This is a genomic window from Sphingomonas azotifigens NBRC 15497, from assembly GCF_002091475.1.
GTDB classification, from domain to species: Bacteria; Pseudomonadota; Alphaproteobacteria; order Sphingomonadales; family Sphingomonadaceae; genus Sphingomonas; species Sphingomonas azotifigens.
In genome coordinates this window covers 138403-156722 of sequence record NZ_BCTR01000007.1, presented here as the reverse complement: position 1 = coordinate 156722, position 18320 = coordinate 138403, and the positions used below count along the sequence as shown (strand labels likewise).

The 18320-nt window shown below is 68.1% G+C and carries 16 protein-coding genes; 12 read left to right on the top strand and 4 right to left on the bottom strand.

Annotated elements, in window-relative coordinates:
* Positions 1-101: 101 nt before the first annotated feature.
* The 3 genes from cyoA to cyoD are packed head-to-tail and all read left to right on the top strand — an operon-like array spanning position 102 to position 4078.
* On the top strand, positions 102-1019 hold the full coding sequence (gene cyoA / locus SAZ01S_RS04115; RefSeq protein WP_245824591.1) for a ubiquinol oxidase subunit II: 918 nt from the start codon (positions 102-104) through the stop codon (positions 1017-1019).
* A gap of 3 nt (positions 1020-1022) precedes the next feature.
* Positions 1023-3695 carry a cytochrome o ubiquinol oxidase subunit I gene (gene cyoB / locus SAZ01S_RS04110; protein WP_084580325.1) on the top strand — a complete coding sequence of 891 codons (2673 nt, stop codon included), beginning with the start codon at positions 1023-1025 and terminating at the stop codon, positions 3693-3695.
* Complete coding sequence (cyoD, locus tag SAZ01S_RS04105) at positions 3692-4078, top strand: cytochrome o ubiquinol oxidase subunit IV (protein ID WP_084580323.1); 387 nt, start codon at positions 3692-3694, stop codon at positions 4076-4078. Before cyoB ends, cyoD begins: the two co-directional genes overlap by 4 nt.
* A gap of 267 nt (positions 4079-4345) precedes the next feature.
* Here cyoD and SAZ01S_RS04100 read toward each other — a convergent pair whose 3' ends face one another.
* Positions 4346-5011 carry a PEPxxWA-CTERM sorting domain-containing protein gene (locus tag SAZ01S_RS04100; protein ID WP_084580321.1) on the bottom strand — a complete coding sequence of 222 codons (666 nt, stop codon included), beginning with the start codon at positions 5009-5011 and terminating at the stop codon, positions 4346-4348.
* Positions 5012-5358: 347 nt separating this feature from the next.
* On the opposite strand from SAZ01S_RS04100, the gene SAZ01S_RS04095 reads away from it, so the two are divergent.
* The 3 genes from SAZ01S_RS04095 to SAZ01S_RS04085 all read left to right on the top strand — a co-directional run bounded on the left by SAZ01S_RS04095 (position 5359) and on the right by SAZ01S_RS04085 (position 11299).
* Positions 5359-8127 (top strand): DUF8508 domain-containing protein, encoded by a 2769-nt coding sequence (locus SAZ01S_RS04095; RefSeq protein ID WP_084580319.1) that lies wholly within the window; start codon positions 5359-5361, stop codon positions 8125-8127.
* A gap of 62 nt (positions 8128-8189) precedes the next feature.
* Positions 8190-9944: a type I secretion system permease/ATPase gene (locus tag SAZ01S_RS04090; RefSeq protein ID WP_084580317.1), complete on the top strand. Its 1755-nt coding sequence runs from the start codon at positions 8190-8192 to the stop codon at positions 9942-9944.
* Positions 9941-11299: an HlyD family type I secretion periplasmic adaptor subunit gene (locus SAZ01S_RS04085; protein ID WP_084580315.1), complete on the top strand. Its 1359-nt coding sequence runs from the start codon at positions 9941-9943 to the stop codon at positions 11297-11299. Before SAZ01S_RS04090 ends, SAZ01S_RS04085 begins: the two co-directional genes overlap by 4 nt.
* Before the next feature lie 197 nt (positions 11300-11496).
* Here SAZ01S_RS04085 and SAZ01S_RS04080 read toward each other — a convergent pair whose 3' ends face one another.
* Positions 11497-13428, bottom strand: a complete 1932-nt coding sequence (locus SAZ01S_RS04080; RefSeq protein WP_084580313.1) for a glycoside hydrolase family 127 protein — start codon at positions 13426-13428, stop codon at positions 11497-11499.
* Positions 13429-13563: 135 nt separating this feature from the next.
* Here SAZ01S_RS04080 and SAZ01S_RS04075 point away from each other — a divergent pair, with 135 nt between their 5' ends.
* The 6 genes from SAZ01S_RS04075 (at position 13564) to SAZ01S_RS04050 (ending at position 16874) form a co-directional block, all read left to right on the top strand.
* Complete coding sequence (locus SAZ01S_RS04075; RefSeq protein WP_084580311.1) at positions 13564-14193, top strand: DedA family protein; 630 nt, start codon at positions 13564-13566, stop codon at positions 14191-14193.
* Positions 14194-14541: 348 nt separating this feature from the next.
* Positions 14542-14739, top strand: coding sequence for a preprotein translocase subunit SecE (secE, locus tag SAZ01S_RS04070; protein ID WP_084580309.1), 198 nt, complete (start codon positions 14542-14544; stop codon positions 14737-14739).
* Between the two features lie 16 nt (positions 14740-14755).
* The gene (gene nusG, locus SAZ01S_RS04065; RefSeq protein ID WP_010542827.1) at positions 14756-15295 is read left to right on the top strand and encodes a transcription termination/antitermination protein NusG; all 540 of its coding nucleotides are present in this window, start codon (positions 14756-14758) and stop codon (positions 15293-15295) included.
* A gap of 122 nt (positions 15296-15417) precedes the next feature.
* Positions 15418-15720: a PadR family transcriptional regulator gene (locus SAZ01S_RS04060; protein ID WP_167693063.1), complete on the top strand. Its 303-nt coding sequence runs from the start codon at positions 15418-15420 to the stop codon at positions 15718-15720.
* Positions 15717-16343: a hypothetical protein gene (locus tag SAZ01S_RS04055; protein ID WP_084580307.1), complete on the top strand. Its 627-nt coding sequence runs from the start codon at positions 15717-15719 to the stop codon at positions 16341-16343. The genes SAZ01S_RS04060 and SAZ01S_RS04055 overlap by 4 nt, the downstream gene beginning before the upstream one ends.
* Before the next feature lie 114 nt (positions 16344-16457).
* Complete coding sequence (locus SAZ01S_RS04050) at positions 16458-16874, top strand: hypothetical protein (RefSeq protein ID WP_139809924.1); 417 nt, start codon at positions 16458-16460, stop codon at positions 16872-16874.
* 20 nt (positions 16875-16894) lie between these two features.
* Here SAZ01S_RS04050 and SAZ01S_RS04045 read toward each other — a convergent pair whose 3' ends face one another.
* Together SAZ01S_RS04045 and SAZ01S_RS04040 are read right to left on the bottom strand one after the other, a co-directional pair.
* The gene (locus SAZ01S_RS04045; protein WP_084580303.1) at positions 16895-17590 is read right to left on the bottom strand and encodes a GNAT family N-acetyltransferase; all 696 of its coding nucleotides are present in this window, start codon (positions 17588-17590) and stop codon (positions 16895-16897) included.
* A 100-nt stretch (positions 17591-17690) separates the two neighbouring features.
* Positions 17691-18299, bottom strand: coding sequence for a general stress protein (locus tag SAZ01S_RS04040; RefSeq protein WP_084580301.1), 609 nt, complete (start codon positions 18297-18299; stop codon positions 17691-17693).
* Positions 18300-18320 lie beyond the last annotated feature (21 nt).

Here is an 18320-nt window from a genome sequence, read left to right as displayed (position 1 = left end):
GAGCAACAACCCGATGCGGCGGGCCCCATCAACCAATCGAGGTGAAACGTGAAGCAGCACATGCTTACGAGATCGAGGCGGCGCGCCCAGGGCGGTCGCCCATGAGCGCGGTGCTATGGCCTGGCGTGCGGACACGGCGGCGGATCGCCGCGCTGGCCGGCACGCCGATGCTGCTGGGCGGCTGTTCGCGCGGCGTGCTCGATCCCCAAGGGCCGGTCGGCATCGCGGAGAAGACGCTGCTGCTCAACGCGACCGGCATCATGCTGTGCGTGGTCGTGCCGGTGATGATCGCCACGATCTGCATTCCCTGGTGGTTCCGCGCCAGCAACACCAGGGCGCGCTACCGCCCGACCTGGGCCTATTCGGGCAAGGTGGAACTGACCATCTGGTCCATCCCGGCGATGATCATCCTGCTCTTGGGCGGGGTCACCTGGATCGCCTGCCATCAGCTCGATCCGGCCCGGCCGCTGGCCTCGTCGCAAAAGGCGGTCGAGGTGGAGGTGGTGTCGCTCGATTGGAAATGGCTGTTCATCTATCCCAAGGAAGGCATCGCCAGCGTCAACCGCATCGTCGTGCCGGTTGGCGTGCCGGTGCACATGCGGCTCACCTCCGCCACGGTGATGAACAGCTTCTTCGTGCCGCAGCTCGGCGGCCAGATCTACACGATGAGCGGCATGGTCTCGCAGCTCAACCTGATGGCGGATCGTGCCGGCAGCTATGACGGCCTCTCGGCGCAGTTCAGCGGCGACGGCTTCTCGGACATGCATTTCCGCTACGACGCGGTGTCGCGTTCGGCGTTCGACGACTGGGTCGCCGCCGCCAAGGCCGCCGGCCCGGCCCTCGACGCGCGCGGCTATGCGGCGCTCGCCAAGCCCAGCGCGGCCGTGGCCCCGATCACCTACGCCACGGTCGACCCCACGCTGTTCGACCGCATCAGCGTCGGCAAGCCGATCGCGACCGCCGCGGTCGCTCCCCATCACATGGCCGCCGACCACGGCGCCAGCAACAAGGGCTATTGACGGATGCTCGGCAAACTCACCTGGAGTGCCATCCCGTTCAACGAACCGCTGCCGCTGATCACCTCGATGGTCGTGCTGGCGGTGATCGGAGGGGTACTCGCCTGGATCACCGCCAAGGGCCATTGGCGCTATCTTTGGCACGACTGGATCACCTCGGTCGATCACAAGCGCATCGGCATCATGTACGTGCTGCTCGGGCTGGTCATGCTGCTGCGCGGCTTTTCCGACGCGCTGCTGATGCGCACCCACCTGGCCATGGCCTCGGGCGTCAACACGGGCTATCTGCCCCCTGAACATTTCAACCAGATCTTCTCCGCCCACGGCACGATCATGATCTTCTTCGTGGCGATGCCGCTGGTGGTGGGCATGATGAACTTCGTCCTGCCGCTGCAGCTGGGCGTGCGCGACGTCGCCTTCCCGACGATGAACTCGGTGAGCTTCTGGCTGACCGCTTCGGGCGCGCTGCTGATCAACGTCAGCCTGTTCGTCGGCGAGTTCGCGCGGACCGGCTGGCTCGGCTACCCGCCGCTCAGCGAGCTGCAATTCTCGCCCGGGGTCGGCGTCGACTATTATCTCTGGTCGGTGCAGATCGCCGGCGTGGGCACGATGCTGTCCGCGGTCAACCTGGTGACGACGATCCTCAAGCTGCGCGCGCCGGGCATGAGCTACACGCGCATGCCGGTGTTCTGCTGGACGGCGCTCGCCTCGAACCTGGTGATGCTGGCGATCTTCCCGATCCTCACCGCCTGCCTGGCGATGCTCACGCTCGACCGCTATCTCGGCTTCCACTTCTTCACCACGGACGGTGGCGGCAGCGCCATGATGTTCGTCAACCTGATCTGGATGTGGGGCCATCCGGAGGTCTATGCGCTGGCGCTGCCGGCCTATGGCATCTATTCGGAAGTCGTCTCCACCTTCTCGAGCAAGCCGCTGTTCGGCTATCGCTCGATGGTCAGCGCATCGATGGTGATCTGCGTGCTGTCGTGCATGGTGTGGCTGCACCACTTCTTCACCATGGGTGCCGGCGCCGACGTCAACGCCTTCTTCGGCATCGCCACGATGATCATCGCGGTGCCGACCGGCGTGAAGATGTTCAACTGGCTGTTCACCATGTATGGCGGCCGCGTCCGCTTCGAAGTGCCGATGCTGTGGACGCTCGGCTTCATGATCACCTTCGTGACCGGCGGCCTCACCGGCGTGCTCCTCGCGGTGCCCCCGGTCGACTTCATCGTCCACAATTCGCAGTTCCTCGTCGCCCATTTCCACCACGTCATCATCAGCGGCGTCGTGTTCGGGCTGTTCGCCGGCTATAGCTACTGGTTCCCCAAGGCGTTCGGCTTCCGTCTGCACGACGGGTGGGGCAAGGCTGCCTTCTGGTGCTGGTTCTTCGGCTTCTACCTCGCCTGGATGCCGATGTACGTGATCGGCCTGCAGGGCGCGACGCGCCGGATGCAGCATTACAGCGACTCGAGCTGGCAGCCCTATGAGATCGTCGCGGCCGGTGGCGCACTGCTCATCCTGTGCGGCGTGCTCTGCCAGGCGACCCAGCTGATCGTCTCGATCCGCAACCGCGACAAGCTGCGCGACGTCACCGGCGATCCCTGGGACGGCCGTTCGCTCGAATGGTCGACCACCTCGCCGCCGCCCGCGTTCAACTTCGCGGTGCTGCCCGACGTGCGCGGCGAGGAGGCCTATTGGGGGATCAAGCAGCGCGCGATCGCCCAGCTCCACCTCGCCAAGGCGCCTGCGTACAAGGCCATCGAGCTGCCGCGCGAGACGCCGATCGGGGTGATCAACGCCTTCTTCGTCAGCATCGGCGGCTTCGCGCTGATCTGGCATATCTGGTGGCTTGCGGCGGCCTGCCTCGTGGCCACGATCGTCGCGCTGGTGAAGTTCGCCTGGCGCCGCGAGGACGAGTTCGAGATCCCGGCGGCCGAGGTCGCCCGGCTTGATCAGGCACGCCGCGCCGCTCGCGCCAGCGCGCTCGCCGAGGTGCCGGCGGCACGCCAGGAAGCGGCGCATGCCGCGCTCGCCGAAACCGTGACCGATCCCCACCAGCTGGGGCATGACGGCGATCCCGAGGGCACGCCCGGCGTGCGCGACAACGGACCGGCCGATCGCTATGTCGTCTCCGGCTTCGGCTTCTGGGTGTTCCTGCTCACCGACATCGTGATGTTCTCGGCGCTGTTCGCCACCTATGCGGTGCTCGCGCATGCGACCGATGGCGGGCCGACCTCGAAGATGCTGTTCAGCCGGACGACGGTGGGCATCGAGACGATCTGCCTGCTCTTCTCGACCTTCACCTGCGGCCTCGCCTTCCTCGCGGCCAAGCGGCGCAATGTCGGGGCCACCCAGCTGATGCTCGCGCTCACCGGCGTGCTTGGCGCCGCGTTCCTCTCGATCGAGCTGCGCGAGTTCGCCAGCTTGATCGCGCAAAGCGCGGGTCCGTCACGATCGGCGTTCCTCTCGGCCTTCTTCACGCTGGTCGGGTGCCACGGCCTCCACGTCGCCGCCGGCCTTGGCTGGCTGGTGTCGCTGGCCGCGCAGATCTCCACCCGCGGGTTCGAGCCGAAGGTACAGCGCAAGCTGCTCTGCTTCAGCCTCTTCTGGCACGCCCTGGACATCGTCTGGGTCGCCGTCTTCACCATCGTCTATCTGTTTGGAACCAGCCTATGACCGAACATGCATCGCGCCCGACCCCCATCGATGCGGCACCGGGCGAAGAACAGGAAAGCTTCCTCACCGGCAGCGTCGGCTATGTCATCGGCCTGTTGCTGGCGCTGGCGCTGACCGCCACGTCCTTCTGGGCGGCACAATCCGGGGCGCTCTGGCGCCCCGGGGTCCCGATCGGGCTGTGCGTGCTGGCGGTGGCACAGATGGGCGTCCATCTGGTGTTCTTCCTCCACATCACGACCGCACCGGACAATACCAACAACGTCCTCGCCCTCGCCTTCGGCATCATCATCGTGCTGCTCGTCGTCGTTGGATCAATCTGGATCATGGACAATCTCAACGCCAACATGATGCCGATGGAGCAGGTGATGGGCATGCAGCAATGATCCTGCGCCCGCACCGCCACCGCGCCACCCATCCGAGGCGCTTTGCATGAAGATCAGCAACCCCTTCGGCAAACGGGCGGTCGCGGTGGTGGTCGTCCTGCTGGCACTGGCCGGGACCGCCGCTGTCCTTGCCCGCAGGCCGGACGATCCCTAGCACCAAGGCGCCTGCCCGGTGGTGCACCCCGCCACCGGCAAGCGCTGACGGCGCGTAAAAACAAAAGAGGCGCCGGTTTCCCGGCGCCTCTTGCATTTCGTCTCGACAGAGGATCAGCCGAACGCGACCGTCGTGCGGCGACGGCGATAGCGGATCGCGCCACCCGCCAGCACGAAGCCGCCGAGCATCACCGCCCAGCTCGCCGGCTCCGGCACCGGCGTCGCGGTGGTGAAGCGGAAGCTGGCGTCGCACGCGCCCGGCGTGCTGCGGCAGGTCGGGTCGTTGAGCTTGGTCTGGAGCAGATAGCCCGGCTTGTAGCCCTCGCTATGATCGAAGGCGAGCGCGACGTTGCTCGTGCCGCTCAGCACCACCGTATAGGCGGTGTTCGCGGTCACCGCGAGCTGGCCGGTGAACAGCGTGGTGAAGTCGCCGACGCCGCGGAAGGGCAGCCCGGTCAGGGCATATTGCTGCGAGAACAGCGCGCTCGCCGGCAGCGCTGCGTTCTGCGCGATCGCACCCGCATAGAGCGCCAGCGTCACGGTGCCGGTGGTGGTGCGGGTGGTCGAGCCGAAGCGGAATGCCATGCTGGTCAGGTAGGACTGGGTCGGCACGAAGGTCTGGCCGATCGTGTCCGCATTGAGCACCGACGAGAGCACCACGGTGGCGGTCGCCGTCGGATTGACGGTGGTGGTCACCGGCTTGCCGAGCACGACGCTGGCCTGGGCCTGGGGCGCGCAAAAGGCAGCGATGGCGATCGGCAGCGCAAGGTAACGATTCATGGTAAACGATCCCCCTGAAATGGACTGTTGCCGCCCGACTGGCATGGCTATGTTGCAGTCCGGCGACGTTTTCTGTGTGATTCTGCGGGTTTGCGCGCGCTTCATCGACAGTCCGAAATGGCGGAAACCTCACGGTTTCTCTGCATCGATCGCCCGGCACCGTGCAAATTCGTTTCAAAATGAGACGAACATGAACGCATCACGCGGCGCGGCTCGTCGCGTTTGCACGGCCACTTCATTTCCCTGTCACATCACGTGCTTAGCCGAAATGGTGAATACCAACCTGCATCGGCCGCCGGGCGCGCGCCGAGCGCATCCAAAGCTTCGCACTAACAGGGGAATATGGCGTGAGCGCAACCTATTGGAATCTGGCCGGAGGGGATCTGGTTCAGGACTGGTCGAACACCAGCTTGCTGAGCACCAACGACAATTGGGACAGGGTCCCCAGCATCGTAGGCTTCCGCGGCGACGGCCTGACCAGCGCTACCGGCACCGATCCGCGCACGATCACCGGCAGCAGCACGGTCGTCGACGTCAATGTCGACCAGACCAGCCCGACCAACTTCAACACCGGCGGCGTTACCGAATTCCAGCTGACCAACCCGGTGGTGGCGCTGGCCGGATCGGGCACTGCTACCGCGCCGTATCTCGCCTTCTACCTCGATGCGACCGGCCGGCAGGACGTCACCCTGTCGTTCCTGCTGCGCGACCTCGAGACCGCCGACAACGCCGTCCAGCAGGTGGCGGTGCAGTACCGCCTCAACGATTCCAGCCCCTGGTCGAACGTGCCGAACGGCTATGTCGCCGATGCCACCGCCGGTCCGAACGCCACCGATCCGATGCCGACCACCCCGGTGACCGTAATCCTGCCGTCGGACGCGAACAACGCCGCGACGCTGCAGGTGCGCGTGATCACCACCAACGCGGTCGGCAATGACGAATGGGTCGGCGTGGACGACATCCGCGTGAGCAGCACGGGTGCGGTCAAGGTGCCCGGCACGCTCAGCATCGCCGATGCCTCGACCACCGAGGGCGACAGCGGGTCGCACATGATCGACTTCACCGTGTCGCGGATCGGCGGCGCCAGCGGCGCGGTCGACGCGACCTACACGGTCACCCTGCCGGGCGGCTATGGCGGCGCGGATGCTGGCGACTTCGGCAGCTTCGCGACCACCGGCAAGGTCCATTTCGCCGATGGCCAGACGACCGCCAAGATCTCGCTGCCCGTCCTCGGCGATCACGCGCCCGAGCCGAACGAGACCTTCACGATCAAGCTGTCCGATCCCACCGGCGGCGCCACCATCGATCGCGCCCAGGCGACCGGCACGATCCTCAACGACGACGTGCTGCCGCTGCTGATCGGCCAGATTCAGGGCGAGGGCCATCGCTCGCCCTATGAAGGCCAGAAGGTGCTCACCAGCGGCATCGTCACCGCGGTCGACAGCAATGGCTTCTATCTGCAGGATCTCGGCGACGGCAATGCACGCACCAGCGACGCGGTGTTCGTCTTCACCAGCACCGCGCCCGACGTGTTCGTCGGCGATTCTGTCGCGGTGCAGGCCACCGTCAGCGAATATCGCGCCGGCACCGGTGGACTCACCGTCACCGAGCTGACCGCCCCGTCGATCGAGCTGCTCGGCTATGACAATGCGCTGCCCGACGCCGTGCTGATCGGCAAGGGCGGGCTGATGCCGCCGACCCAGGTGATCGACGACGACGGTCTCAAGAGCTACGACCCGACCACCGACGGCATCGACTTCTGGGAATCGCTGGAAGGCATGCGGGTGACGATCGACAAGCCGCTGGTCGTCTCCAACACCACCACCGATGCCTATGCCGAGACCGACGTCGTCGCCTCGCTGGGCCAGGGCGCCACCGGCGTCAACGATCGCGGCGGGATCACCATCTCGAAGGGCGATTTCAACCCGGAGAAGATCCAGCTCCAGGGCGACAGCACGGTCTATGCCGGCTTCAAGGCCAATTACTCGATCGGCGACCAGCTGAGCAGCGTCACCGGCGTCGTCAACTATGCCGCCGCCAAGTACGAAGTGATCGTCACCGACGCGGTGACCGTCACCAAGGACGTGACGCTCACCAAGGAAGTGTCGGCACTGAAGAGCGACGCGACCCATTTGTCGCTCGCCACCTACAATGTCGAGAATCTCGACGCGTCGGACCACAAGTACGACGTGCTGGCCAAGGACATCGTCTACAATCTGCGCGCACCGGACATCATCGCGCTGCAGGAGATCCAGGACGCCGACGGCGCCGGCAAGGGCTCGGACCTGTCGGGCGTGAAGACCGCGCAGGGCCTGATCGACGCGATCACCGCGCTCAACGGCGGCCATTACGCCTATCTCGAGATCGCGCCGGATACCGCCAACTCCACCGGCGGCGAAGCCAATGGCAACATCCGCAACGGCTATCTCTACAATCTCGATCGCGTTTCCTACGTCCAGGGGAGCGCCGAGCTGATCACCGGCGATGCCTATAACAACAGCCGCAAGCCGCTGGTCGCGACGTTCGAGTTCAACGGCCAGAAGATCACCACGATCGACGTCCACCTCACCTCGCGCGGCGGCAGCGATCCGCTGTGGGGCGCCACCCAGCCGCCGGCCGATGCCGGCGATGCGTCGCGCACCGCGCAGGCGGCGGGCGTGAAGGCCTATGTCAACGCGCACCTCGCCGACAATCCCAGCCTCAACATCGCCGTGCTCGGCGACTGGAACGGCTTCGCCTGGGAGGACGCGCAGACCCAGCTGACCGATCCGGCCAAGGGCGGCAAGCTGACCGATCTCGCCACCGCACTGCTGCCGGCGGAAGAGCGCTACAGCTATCTGTTCGACGGCAATGCCCAGCAGCTCGACCATATCCTGGTCACCGGCGGGCTGTTGTCGAAGGCGAGCTACGACTCGGTGCATCTCAACTCGCAGTTCGGCGGCGATCGCCCGACCGACCACGACCCGCAGCTGGCGCTGTTCGACTTCGGCACCGCCAAGCCGCAGGTCGTCTCGTCGCTGCTCGCGACGAGCGACGCCACTGCGCATGCCGATGCAAACCATCCCGGCGAATGGTCGCACACCATGCTGGTGGCCGACCACGCATTGTTCGCCTAAACCCCCATCGCCGCCTGGAACCGTTTCCGGGCGGCGGCCTGGGCAGAACGGAAAGGGCGACGATGTCGAACCTCTTGGCGGAGGCGCAACCGCGCGCCTTCGCACCGATGCGCGAAGCGGTGGCGGCGTGCCGGCGGCACTGGATCGCCGCCGCCGGCTTCAGCGCGCTGGTCAACCTGCTCTACATCGCGCCCACGCTGTACATGCTGCAGGTCTATGACCGGGTGGTGCCCACCCGCGGCGTGCAGACGCTCGTCTTCCTCACCCTCGTCCTGCTGTTCGCGCTGGGCTGCCTGGCGCTGCTCGACCGGATTCGCGCGCGGCTGCTCACCCGCGCTGGCGTGGTGCTCAACGCCGTGCTCGCCCCCGCCGTGCTCGATGCGACGATCGGCCGGCCCGACCTGCCGGTCGCCCGCTCGGCGGCGCGCGAGCTCGACGCGCTGCGTGCGGCGCTCACCGGCCCGGCGATGCTCGCGGTGTTCGACGCGCCCTGGACGCCGATCTATGTCGGCGTCTGCTTCCTCGTCCATCCGCTGATCGGCGTGATGGCGCTCGCCGGCGGCCTCGCGCTGGCCGCCATCGCCTGGCGCAACGAGCGCGCCACCCGCGCCGGGCTCGACCGCGCGCAGGAGGTCGCCGGCCAGACCTATGCCGCGCAGGACGCGATGCTCGGCGCCGCCGACAGCGTCCGCGCGCTCGGCATGCGCCGCGCGCTCGTCGCCCGCCAGCTGCGCAAGCGCGAGACGATGCTGGCGCTGCAGACCGAGAGCGGCTTCCACGCCGGCGGCTATTTCACCGCGACCAAGTTCATCCGCCTGGCGCTGCAATCGCTGGCGCTGGGGCTCGGCGCCTGGCTGGCGGTGGACAATCTGATTTCGGGTGGGGCGATCTTCGCCTCGTCCTTCCTGATCGCCCGCGCGCTCGCGCCGATCGAGCTGCTGATCGGCAGCTGGAAGACGCTGGCCCAGGCACGTAGCGGCTATCGCGACCTCGACGCGCTGCTCGCCACCGCCATCGCCCGCCCTGCCCCGACCCAGTTGCCTGCCCCGCAGGGTGCGCTGGCGCTGGAGGGGGTGACCATCCTCAACGCCGCACGCGACGGCGCGGTGCTCAACGGCGTCACCTTCGCGATCGCCCCCGGCGAAGTCGTCGCGATCGTCGGCCCCTCGGGTTCGGGCAAGTCGACGCTGATGAAGGCGATCACCGGCGCGCTGCCGGTCGATCGCGGCGCGGTGCGGATCGACGCCGCCGAAATCGCCGACTGGGATGCCGAGCGGCTCGCCCGCCATATCGGCTATCTCCCGCAGGATTCGGTGCTGTTCGAAGGCACGATCAAGGAAAATATCACCCGCTTTGCCGGCGAGCTCGGCGCGGACGCCGACGAGGCCGATGCCGCCGCCGTCGCCGCCGCCGATCTGGTCGGCGCGCGCGAACTGATCCTGCGGCTGCCCGGCGGCTTCGATTACCGGCTGGGCCTGGGCGGCCGCGGCGTCTCGGCCGGCCAGGGCCAGCGCATCGCGCTCGCCCGCGCCGTGTACGGCGACCCTGCGCTCTATGTGCTCGACGAGCCCAACGCCCATCTCGATGCCGAGGGCGATGCCGCGCTCAACGCCGCGATCGCCCGGCTCAAGGCCGCGGGCAAGACGATCCTCGTCGTGTCGCACAAGCTCGGCGTGCTGCCGGTGGTCGACAAGATGCTGGTGCTGCGCGACGGCCGGGTCGAACTCTATGGCCCCCGCGACGAGGTGCTGGCCAAGATCGCCCCGCCCAATGTCCGGCGGATGGTCCCAGCCGCACAGGGAGGATCGGCAGCATGAGCATCACCCTTCTCCTGCCCGGCCCCGGCGACACGCCGCTCGCCGAAAGGCTTGGGGACCCCCGGCGCGACATCCGCACCGGCCTGATCATCGCCGCACTGTTCTTCGTGCTGTTTCTCGGCTGGGCAGCCTTCGCACGGCTCGATGCTGCTGCGTCCGCGCCCGGCGTGCTCGAAGTCTCCGGCCAGCGACAGAGCGTCCAACACCGCGACGGCGGCGTCGTCGGCGCGCTCTATGTGCATGAGGGCCAGCGGGTCGAGCGCGGCCAGCTGCTGATCCGCCTCGCCGCCGCCGATGTGCTGGCGCAGGAACGCGCGCTCTCGGTGCAGGCGATCCGTCTGCTCGCCCAGCGCGCCCGGCTGGAGGCCGAGCAGCTCGGCCAGGCCAGGGTCGCCACGCCGCCCGAATTCGCCTCGCTGCAGGCGAGCGACCAGCGCGATGCCCAGCTCGCCCTGCGCCTCCAGCAGAGCGAGCTCGATGCCCGCCGCGCGACGCTCACCGCCCAGCGCGGCGCGCTCGGCCAGCGGGCGGCACAGTCGGCGGCGCAAGGGCGCGGTTTCGGCACCCAGGTCGTCTCCGCCGAGGAGCAGCTGCGGATCGTCGACGAGCAGCTCGACGCGCTGCGCCCGCTTGCCGAACGCGGCTTCGTCTCGCGCACCCGCGTCCGCGAGCTGGAACGGATGCGCGCCGACCTTGTGGGGCAGCGCGGCCAATATGCCGCCAGCGTCGCCCAGACGCACGAGGCATCGCGCGAAAGCGAACTGACCGCGCTGGAAGCCGAACGTACGTTCCACGAGCGTACCGCCGCCGACCTGCGCGACGTCGACACCCGTCTCGGCGAAGTGCTGCCCAAATGGGCGGCGGCACGCGACCAGCTCGCGCGCACCGAGATCCGCGCCCCCGCCACCGGTGCGGTGATCGGCCTCACCGTGTTCACCCCCGGCGGGGTGATCGCGCCGGGCCAGAAGCTGATGGACATCGTGCCGGAACGGGCGCCGCTGCGCATCCAGGTGCAGGTGGCGGTCGACGATGCCGACGATCTCCAGGTGGGCCAGCAGGCGCTGGTCAAGTTCCCCGGCCTGCACGAGCGCGACCTGCCGAACCTGAAGGGCACGCTCACCCGCCTCTCCGCCGACGCGCTGGCCGACGAGAAGAGCGGCGCGCGCTACTTCACCGGCGAGGTGACGGTGCCGACGGACCAGATCGACCTGTTGCGGACCGTCCGTGGCAAGGGTTTCCAGCTGCGCGCCGGCATGCCCGCCCAGGTGCTGATCCCGCTGCGCCGGCGCACGGCGCTCGATTATGCGCTGGAGCCGCTGGTCGGCAGCTTCTGGACCTCGTTCCGCGAACATTGAGGCGGGGCGCCCCCGCCCCACCGGGGGCTGGGGAGCCCTCACCCTTTGGGGGGCGTTAGGATACCTTCGCATACTGATGCGGCGCAGGGCGCTGGTGTAAAAGGGCGGGGTCGGGCGGTATTGCCCCCTGCCCCCGCCGCCCGACACTGCGACGCCGCGCCCGCCGCGTACACCTCTCTCCGCGCGGCGGGCGCGGTTTAGGCCTGGCCCAGCTTCCAATAGGTCGCGTAACGCTCGTGCGCGATGCGGTGATAGGGGATCAGCCGCACCGTGCTGCCGTCCGCGGCCGCCAGCGTGAACTCCAGCGGCTTGGCGCCCGGCCGGATCGTCGCGGCCAGCGTGCTCGGGTCGCCTGCCAGCACCGGCACCTGCACCGGCGTGTCATTGTAGCGGCCGTACTCGCGCTCGTTGACGACGATATCCGCCCCCGGCGCCAGCCCCTGGCGGCCCAGCGCGCCCGCCAGTACCAGCGGGCCGTAGGTGAACGCGACGATGTCCGGCGCCGCCGGCGCGCGCTCGAAGCCGGGTTCCATCACCAACTGCAGTTCCACCGTGTCGCCGTCGCGCCAGTTGCGCGTCAGCGCGATCCGGCTGCCCGGCGAGGCCGAGCGCGCCGCGATTGCGCCATTCACGCGGACGGCGGCGGTGCGGCTCCAGCGCGGGTGGCGCAGGCTCAGCGTGAGTTCGGTCGGCCGGGCCAGCCGCCAGCGCAGCCGCGTACCCGGCTCTTCGGGGAAGCGCGTCTCTTGGACCAGCTCCGCGCCCTTGTCGCGCCAGCGTACCGACGACGGCAGGAACAGGTTCACGTACAGCGTCGCATCGTCGTGAAAGTAGATCGAATCCCGATACTTGACGTGGTTCTCCATCCCCGTGCCGGTGCAGCACCAGAAGCTGTGCTCGGGGGTGTGGTAGAGCTTCATGTAGCCGGGCCGCGCGCCCTGGAAATAGGTCGCCATGCCGCTGTCCGGGTCCTGCGAGGCGAGGATGCCGTTGAACAGCGTCCGCTCATAATAATCGGCATAGTCGGCGCGCGGATCGTGGAGGAACAGCCCGCGGGTCAGCTTCAGCATGTTGTGCTGGCAGCAGGTCTCCGATCCCTTGGCCGAGAAGACATGCCGTTCGAACTCGGCCATCGCGAAGAAATGCTCGCCGTCGCCGTGTCCGCCGGTCGCGAACGAGCGGGTCTCCGCCACCGTCTTCCAGAAGAACGCCGCGGCGTCATGATAGGCGGCGTCGCCGGTCGCCTCATAGACCCGCTGGAAGCCGACGACCTTCGGGACCTGGGTATTGGCGTGGAGCCCGTCGAGATGGTCGCGCGCCTTGGCCAGGGGCGCCAGCAACGCCTTGTGCGAGAAGCGCTGCGACAGCACGCGATAGTCGGGATTGCCGGTCAGGAAGTAGAGATCGGCATAGACCTCGTTCATCCCGCCATGCTCGGTCTCCAGCATCGCCTCGAACGCGGCGTCGGACAGCGGCCGGCACGCCACCACGCCCCAGTCGGCGAGCCGCAGCAGCACGGTGCGCGCCGTGTCGCTGTCGGCCAGCACCCAGCCGTCGCGCAGGCCGGCATAGAGTTTGTGCAGCGTGTACCAGGGCACGCCGCTGATTTTCTCGCCGCGCAGATGCGCCGCCACCAGCGCCGCGCCTTCCGGGAAGGCGGTGACGAGGCCGCTCTTCGCCGCATCCTGGCACGCGCCTAGCTCGGCCGCGATATAGTCGACGCGGTCGCGATATGCCGCCTTGCCGGTCGAGCGATAGGCGAGCGCGCAGGCTGAGAGATAATGGCCAAGGGTATGGCCCTGGCAGTGGATGTCCGACCACATCGGGTCCGACTCCCAGCCGCCATAGGCGGCCGCCTTGGGGGCGAGCCCGGCATTGACGCGGAACTGGTGGAGCAGCCGATCGGGCTCCAGCCGCAGCAGATAGGCCTCGGTCGCGCGCTGGGCATGGAGGAACGGCCCTTCGCCCAGCGTCACGTCGGCCATGTCGAACGCCTGCAGCTTGGCCGGCGCGGCCATCGCCGGGAGCGTCTGCGCCGTCGCCGGCATCGGCATGCCGACGCCGGCGATCGCCACCGCGCCGCTGCCCGTCCCGGCAAGGAACGCCCGCCGCGAAGTTCGATAGTTCATGGGCGCACCCTCTCCGCCGTTGCGATTTACTCCGGGTTATCAGAGCCCCCCGCCCGCGCCAAGCCGGATCGACTGCGCTGCACCGCGCAAAAAAGCGGCTTCCCAAATGCTTCCGCCTGCCCCAACCAAGTAATCATGGTCGAAAAGATTCTGGGCATTCTTGCCACCTTCACCATCTGGGTCATCTCGAGCGGGGGCTATCTCGGCATCGCCATCCTGATGGCGATCGAATCCGCGTGCATTCCGTTGCCCTCGGAAATCATCATGCCGTTCGCCGGCTATCTGGTCTCGACCGGCCGGTTCGACCTGTACCTCGCCGCGACCGCGGGCGCGATCGGCTGCAACCTCGGCTCGATCGTCGCCTATGAGATCGGCAAGCGCGGCGGTCGCCCGGCGGCGCTGCGCTGGGGCAAGTATCTGCTGATCGGCCCCGGCGAGATCGACGCGGCCGACCGCTTCTTCGCCCGCTATGGCAGCATCGCAGTGCTGATCGGGCGGTTGCTGCCGGTGATCCGCTCGTTCATCGCCTTCCCGGCGGGCGTCGCGCGGATGAAGCTGGTGCCGTTCCATGTCTACACCTTTCTCGGCAGCTGGCCCTGGTGCTTCGGCCTCGCCTGGGTGGGCATGACGCTCGGCGAGAAGTGGGACAGCGATCCGCGCATGAAGGCGGCCTTCCACAGCGCCGACGCGCTGATCGGCGTGGTGCTGGTCGCGCTGGTGGCGTTCTATATCTGGCACCGCGTGCGGGGATTGAAGCAGCACTGAGCCGCATTTCCCACGGGAGGCCCCCTCCACCATTCGCTGGCGCGAATGGTCCCCCTCCCCCGGCTTCGCCGAGGGAAAAGACGCTTTCTTCTATCGCCGTATAGCGTTTCCTCTCCCGGCGAAGCCGGGGGAGGGGGACCGCGCTGCGCCAGCAGCGTGGTGGAGGGGGCACGCCGCACGTCCCGCACGTGCCGCAAACGCCCCTTCCCAACCCCGCTTGCACAACTTCCCCCGATCCTCTAGATACGGACCCCTAGCCGAAAGCGTGGGTGGATTGCACCGGTTCCTGGGAAGGACCGGGCAGCGGACCCATGCCCGAAGCACCAATTTCACACGAGGATAGCCCCAGTGGCGAAGACCAGCCCCGTCGAATTCGTGAAGCAGGTCCAGACCGAAACCCGCAAGATCGCCTGGCCGACCCGCCGCGAGACGATCATGACCGGCGTGATGGTGATGATCATGACCACGCTGCTCGGCAGCTTCTTCCTCGGCATCGATTCGATCTTCGATATGATCGTCAACGCACTTCTCCGCCTCGCGCAGTAAGGAAAGACCAACAACCATGTCGCGCTGGTACATCATCCACGCCTATTCCGGTTTCGAGGGCAAGGTCCGCGACCAGATCCTGGCCGACGCCACCCGCCTGGGCCTCGATCGCCTCGTTGAGGCCGTCGAAGTGCCGACCGAGACGGTCACCGAAGTGCGGCGCGGCAAGAAGATCCAGTCCGAGCGGAAGTTCTTCCCCGGCTATGTGCTCGCCAAGCTCGAGATGAACGACGACGTGTATCACCTGGTGAAGAACACGCCGAAGGTGACCGGCTTCCTCGGCAGCTCGGGCAAGCCGCAGCCGATCAGCGAGGCGGAAGCCGCGCGCATCCTCAACACCAAGGAAGAAGCGGCCACCGCGGCGCCCAAGGCCAAGCTCAAGGTCGATTTCGACATCGGCGACACGGTCAAGGTCATCAGCGGCAACTTCGCCACCTTCTCGGGCGTGGTGGAAGAGCTGGATTACGACAAGAACCGCGTGAAGGTCTCGATCTCGATCTTCGGCCGCGCGACCCCGCTGGAGCTGGGCTTCGAGGACGTCGAACGGGTCAAGTGAGGCGGGCTACCGCCGCACACGCAACGAACACGAAAAGCCGGGGTGCGAACCCCGGCTTTTTTGTTGGGGCGCGGCCGCCATGCGGCGATTGACTCCCAACTCTACCTAGGTTGAGATGCGCCATGGGCCGCAATCGCCGACCGTCCAAGCAGATGCTGCGCCTGCTCGAGGCGCTGGCGGTGCACCCGCAACAGTGGCGGCATGGCTATGATCTGATGAAGGAAACCGGCCTGCTTTCGGGCACGCTCTACCCGCTGCTGATGCGGATGACCGATCAGGGGCTGGTCGAGGCCGAATGGCACCCGCCAGAGCAGCTCGGTCGGCCGGCCCGCCACGCCTATCGATTGACCGCGGCCGGGGTGGCCTTCGCGCAAACGGCCGCCCCACTCCCGCCGCTTCCCATCACCCGCACGGCACTGGCGTGACGACGGCCCTGGCACGCGGGGTGATGGCCCTGGCACAACAATGTCTCGGCGCCGATCGCCGCGAATGGGCGCGGGCCATGCAGGCGGAGTTCGAGGTGGCACGCGATGACGGCAAGCCGCTCAGCTTCGCCATCGGCTGCCTGCTTACCGCCGGGGCGCAGATGGTGCAGCATGGCGAAGGGCGCCGGACGCTTGCCGGCTATGCCATGGCGCTGAGCCTGTTGGTGCCGATGGCGCTGCTGTATTTCCGCCAGGCGCTCGGCCTCGCCCGGTTGGCCGCGCATGCCGCGCTGCTCGGTCCCGGGGACAATCCGTATCTGGTCTGGTCGCAGAACAGTGCCGTGCCGGTGCTGCTGATCCTGTGGATGGTGCTCGGCCTGGCGCATCTCTGCCTGGCCTGGGACCTGCTGGAAGGCGATTGGGCAAGCGTGCTGAAACTCGGCACGGCGATCGGCGCGGCAACGATCACGCTGGTGCTGCTCGCCAGCCTGCTGATGCTCGACCTCTCGCCGCTGCTGGCCCAGATGCCGGCGCTGGCGGTGGAAGGCGCGATGCTGCTCGCCGTCGCGCGCTGGCACACCCGCCCGTCCAGGGCCGCATCGGCCGGCGCCCTCCCCGGCTAGAGCATCCCCAACCGCACGCGTCGGCACCCCACGCGCCCCCACGCTTGACTCTTAAATCTACATATGTCGTGATTGCCCTTGCCGACAGGAGATCGGCTGGTGGAGGGTGAGGAAATGGACGCACGATCATTGCTGTTGCCGAATGCGCGCCGCGCCTGGATCGCGCTTGCCGCCATCCTGGTCCTGGTCGCGGTTGCCCTGGTTTTCTGGGCGCGTCGGACGCCGTCGCTGCCCTATGATGCCGCCGACGGCGACTATGCCAGCGACTGCTGCGGCGCGATCACGCTGCGTGGTGGCAGCCTGTACGCGAACGATGCCCGCCTGGCCGACTATGTCGTGCTGCGCGACGCGCGCGGGCCCTATCTGCTGCCGGACCGCTACGTCGGCACGCTGAACACGGGCATCGAAACCGCCGGCAACCGGCCGCCGCGCCCGCTGCGGCTCGACACACTGCCCCGGCCGAGCCGCATCCTGTTCCCCGATCCCGAGGGCGCGTCGCTCTTCCGGCGCAGCCCGGCCCGCCGGCGATAGGATCACCGCACGCCCGCCGTTCAGCGCGGATCGGCGGGCCCCAGCCGAGTCATCAGCACCTCGCGTCGAAGCACGAAGCCGAGCGATCGGTAGAGCGCGATCGCGCCTTCGTTGCTGGCATAGGCGTGGAGAAACGGCACCTCGCCGCGCGCGCGGATGGCATCGGCGACGGCGGAGATCAGCGCCCGTGCATAGCCCCGCCCGCGCGCGTCCGGATGGGTGCACACGCCGCTGATCTCGGTGAACCCGTCCGGCTTCATCCGTTCGCCCGCCATGGCGAGCAGGCGACCGTCCTGCTCGATCCCGAGAAAGGTCCCCAACTCGTGGGTACGGGCGAAGAACGGCCCCGGCTCGGTCAGCGTGGCGAGCGCCAGCATCGCGCCGGCATCGGCCGCGCCGAGCGTGCGGATCGGCACGTCCGGGATCGTAGCCGGCCGCGAGTCCCTGCCGACCATCTGCACGCCGAGATCCTGCGACACCACCCGCAGCCCCGGCGCGACCGGCGGCGCCTCGGCTTCGAGGAAGGCCACGTCGCCGTACGCGGCGACCAGCGTGGCGAGCCCCGCCAGTGCTTCCGGGGTCGGCGCGTCGAGGGTCGCGAAAACGCCCACGTCGGGGTCGTAGCGCCGCGCGCCGCCCGCGACGATCGCGAAGCGGGCATGGCGCCCGTGAAGCGCCGAGCGGGCCGGGAAGTCGAGCGGATCGAAGCCAGTCATCCCGCGCATCCTATCGCGGGGGCCTTCGCCTCGAAATGGCGCCGGCACAAAAAAGCCGGGGGAGAAGCCCCCGGCTTTCCTTGAATCGAGGTGCGAGACCTCAGAGCACCGTCGGCTCGCGATAGGCGCTGCGCTCGCGCTCGATCTCGTCGCGGGTATAGGCGGGCGCCTTGTCGTCGAACGCGGTCCAGCCCGACTGGCGATAGGCCGCGCCGCGCGTCGCCGCATTGACGCCGCGACGGTTGAGCACCGCCTCGGCTTCGGGTGCCAGCGAGTCTTCCACGCGCGCGCTCACCAGCGTGCCGCCGCGGCGCACGCCTTCGGAATAGACGTTCGCGTCCTCCTCGCTCTCGCCGGCATTCTTGAGCGCGCCGACGATGCTGCCGGTCGCCGCGCCACCGACGCCGCCGATCGCCGCACCGGCCGCGGTCGAGGCGAGCCAGCCCGCCGCCACGATCGGGCCGAGCCCCGGGATCGCCAGCAGGCCGAGGCCCGCAAGCAGGCCGCCGACGCCGCCCAGCGCCGCGCCGGTCGAGGCGCCGCGGCTGACGTCGCCATGCGCGTTGACGTCGCTCACGTCATGGTCGCCATGGGTGTTGTTGGCGATGATGCTGAGATCGCTGTGCGGCACGCCCAGCCGCTCGAGCTCGTTCACCGCAGACTTGGCATCCGAATACTCGTCGAACAGGCGCGTAATGGTCCGGCTCATGGCATTTCTCCTGCAGAAATC

Bases quoted from the DNA above. Each gene is read 5' to 3' on its own strand.
- cyoA (WP_245824591.1), top strand. From the start codon at position 102: ATGAGCGCGGTGCTATGGCCTGGCGTGCGGACACGGCGGCGGATCGCC.
- cyoB (WP_084580325.1), top strand. From the start codon at position 1,023: ATGCTCGGCAAACTCACCTGGAGTGCCATCCCGTTCAACGAACCGCTG.
- cyoD (WP_084580323.1), top strand. From the start codon at position 3,692: ATGACCGAACATGCATCGCGCCCGACCCCCATCGATGCGGCACCGGGC.
- SAZ01S_RS04100 (WP_084580321.1), bottom strand. From the start codon at position 5,011: ATGAATCGTTACCTTGCGCTGCCGATCGCCATCGCTGCCTTTTGCGCG.
- SAZ01S_RS04090 (WP_084580317.1), top strand. From the start codon at position 8,190: ATGTCGAACCTCTTGGCGGAGGCGCAACCGCGCGCCTTCGCACCGATG.
- SAZ01S_RS04085 (WP_084580315.1), top strand. From the start codon at position 9,941: ATGAGCATCACCCTTCTCCTGCCCGGCCCCGGCGACACGCCGCTCGCC.
- SAZ01S_RS04080 (WP_084580313.1), bottom strand. From the start codon at position 13,428: ATGAACTATCGAACTTCGCGGCGGGCGTTCCTTGCCGGGACGGGCAGC.
- SAZ01S_RS04075 (WP_084580311.1), top strand. From the start codon at position 13,564: ATGGTCGAAAAGATTCTGGGCATTCTTGCCACCTTCACCATCTGGGTC.
- nusG (WP_010542827.1), top strand. From the start codon at position 14,756: ATGTCGCGCTGGTACATCATCCACGCCTATTCCGGTTTCGAGGGCAAG.
- SAZ01S_RS04060 (WP_167693063.1), top strand. From the start codon at position 15,418: ATGGGCCGCAATCGCCGACCGTCCAAGCAGATGCTGCGCCTGCTCGAG.
- SAZ01S_RS04050 (WP_139809924.1), top strand. From the start codon at position 16,458: ATGGACGCACGATCATTGCTGTTGCCGAATGCGCGCCGCGCCTGGATC.
- SAZ01S_RS04045 (WP_084580303.1), bottom strand. From the start codon at position 17,590: ATGACTGGCTTCGATCCGCTCGACTTCCCGGCCCGCTCGGCGCTTCAC.
- SAZ01S_RS04040 (WP_084580301.1), bottom strand. From the start codon at position 18,299: ATGAGCCGGACCATTACGCGCCTGTTCGACGAGTATTCGGATGCCAAG.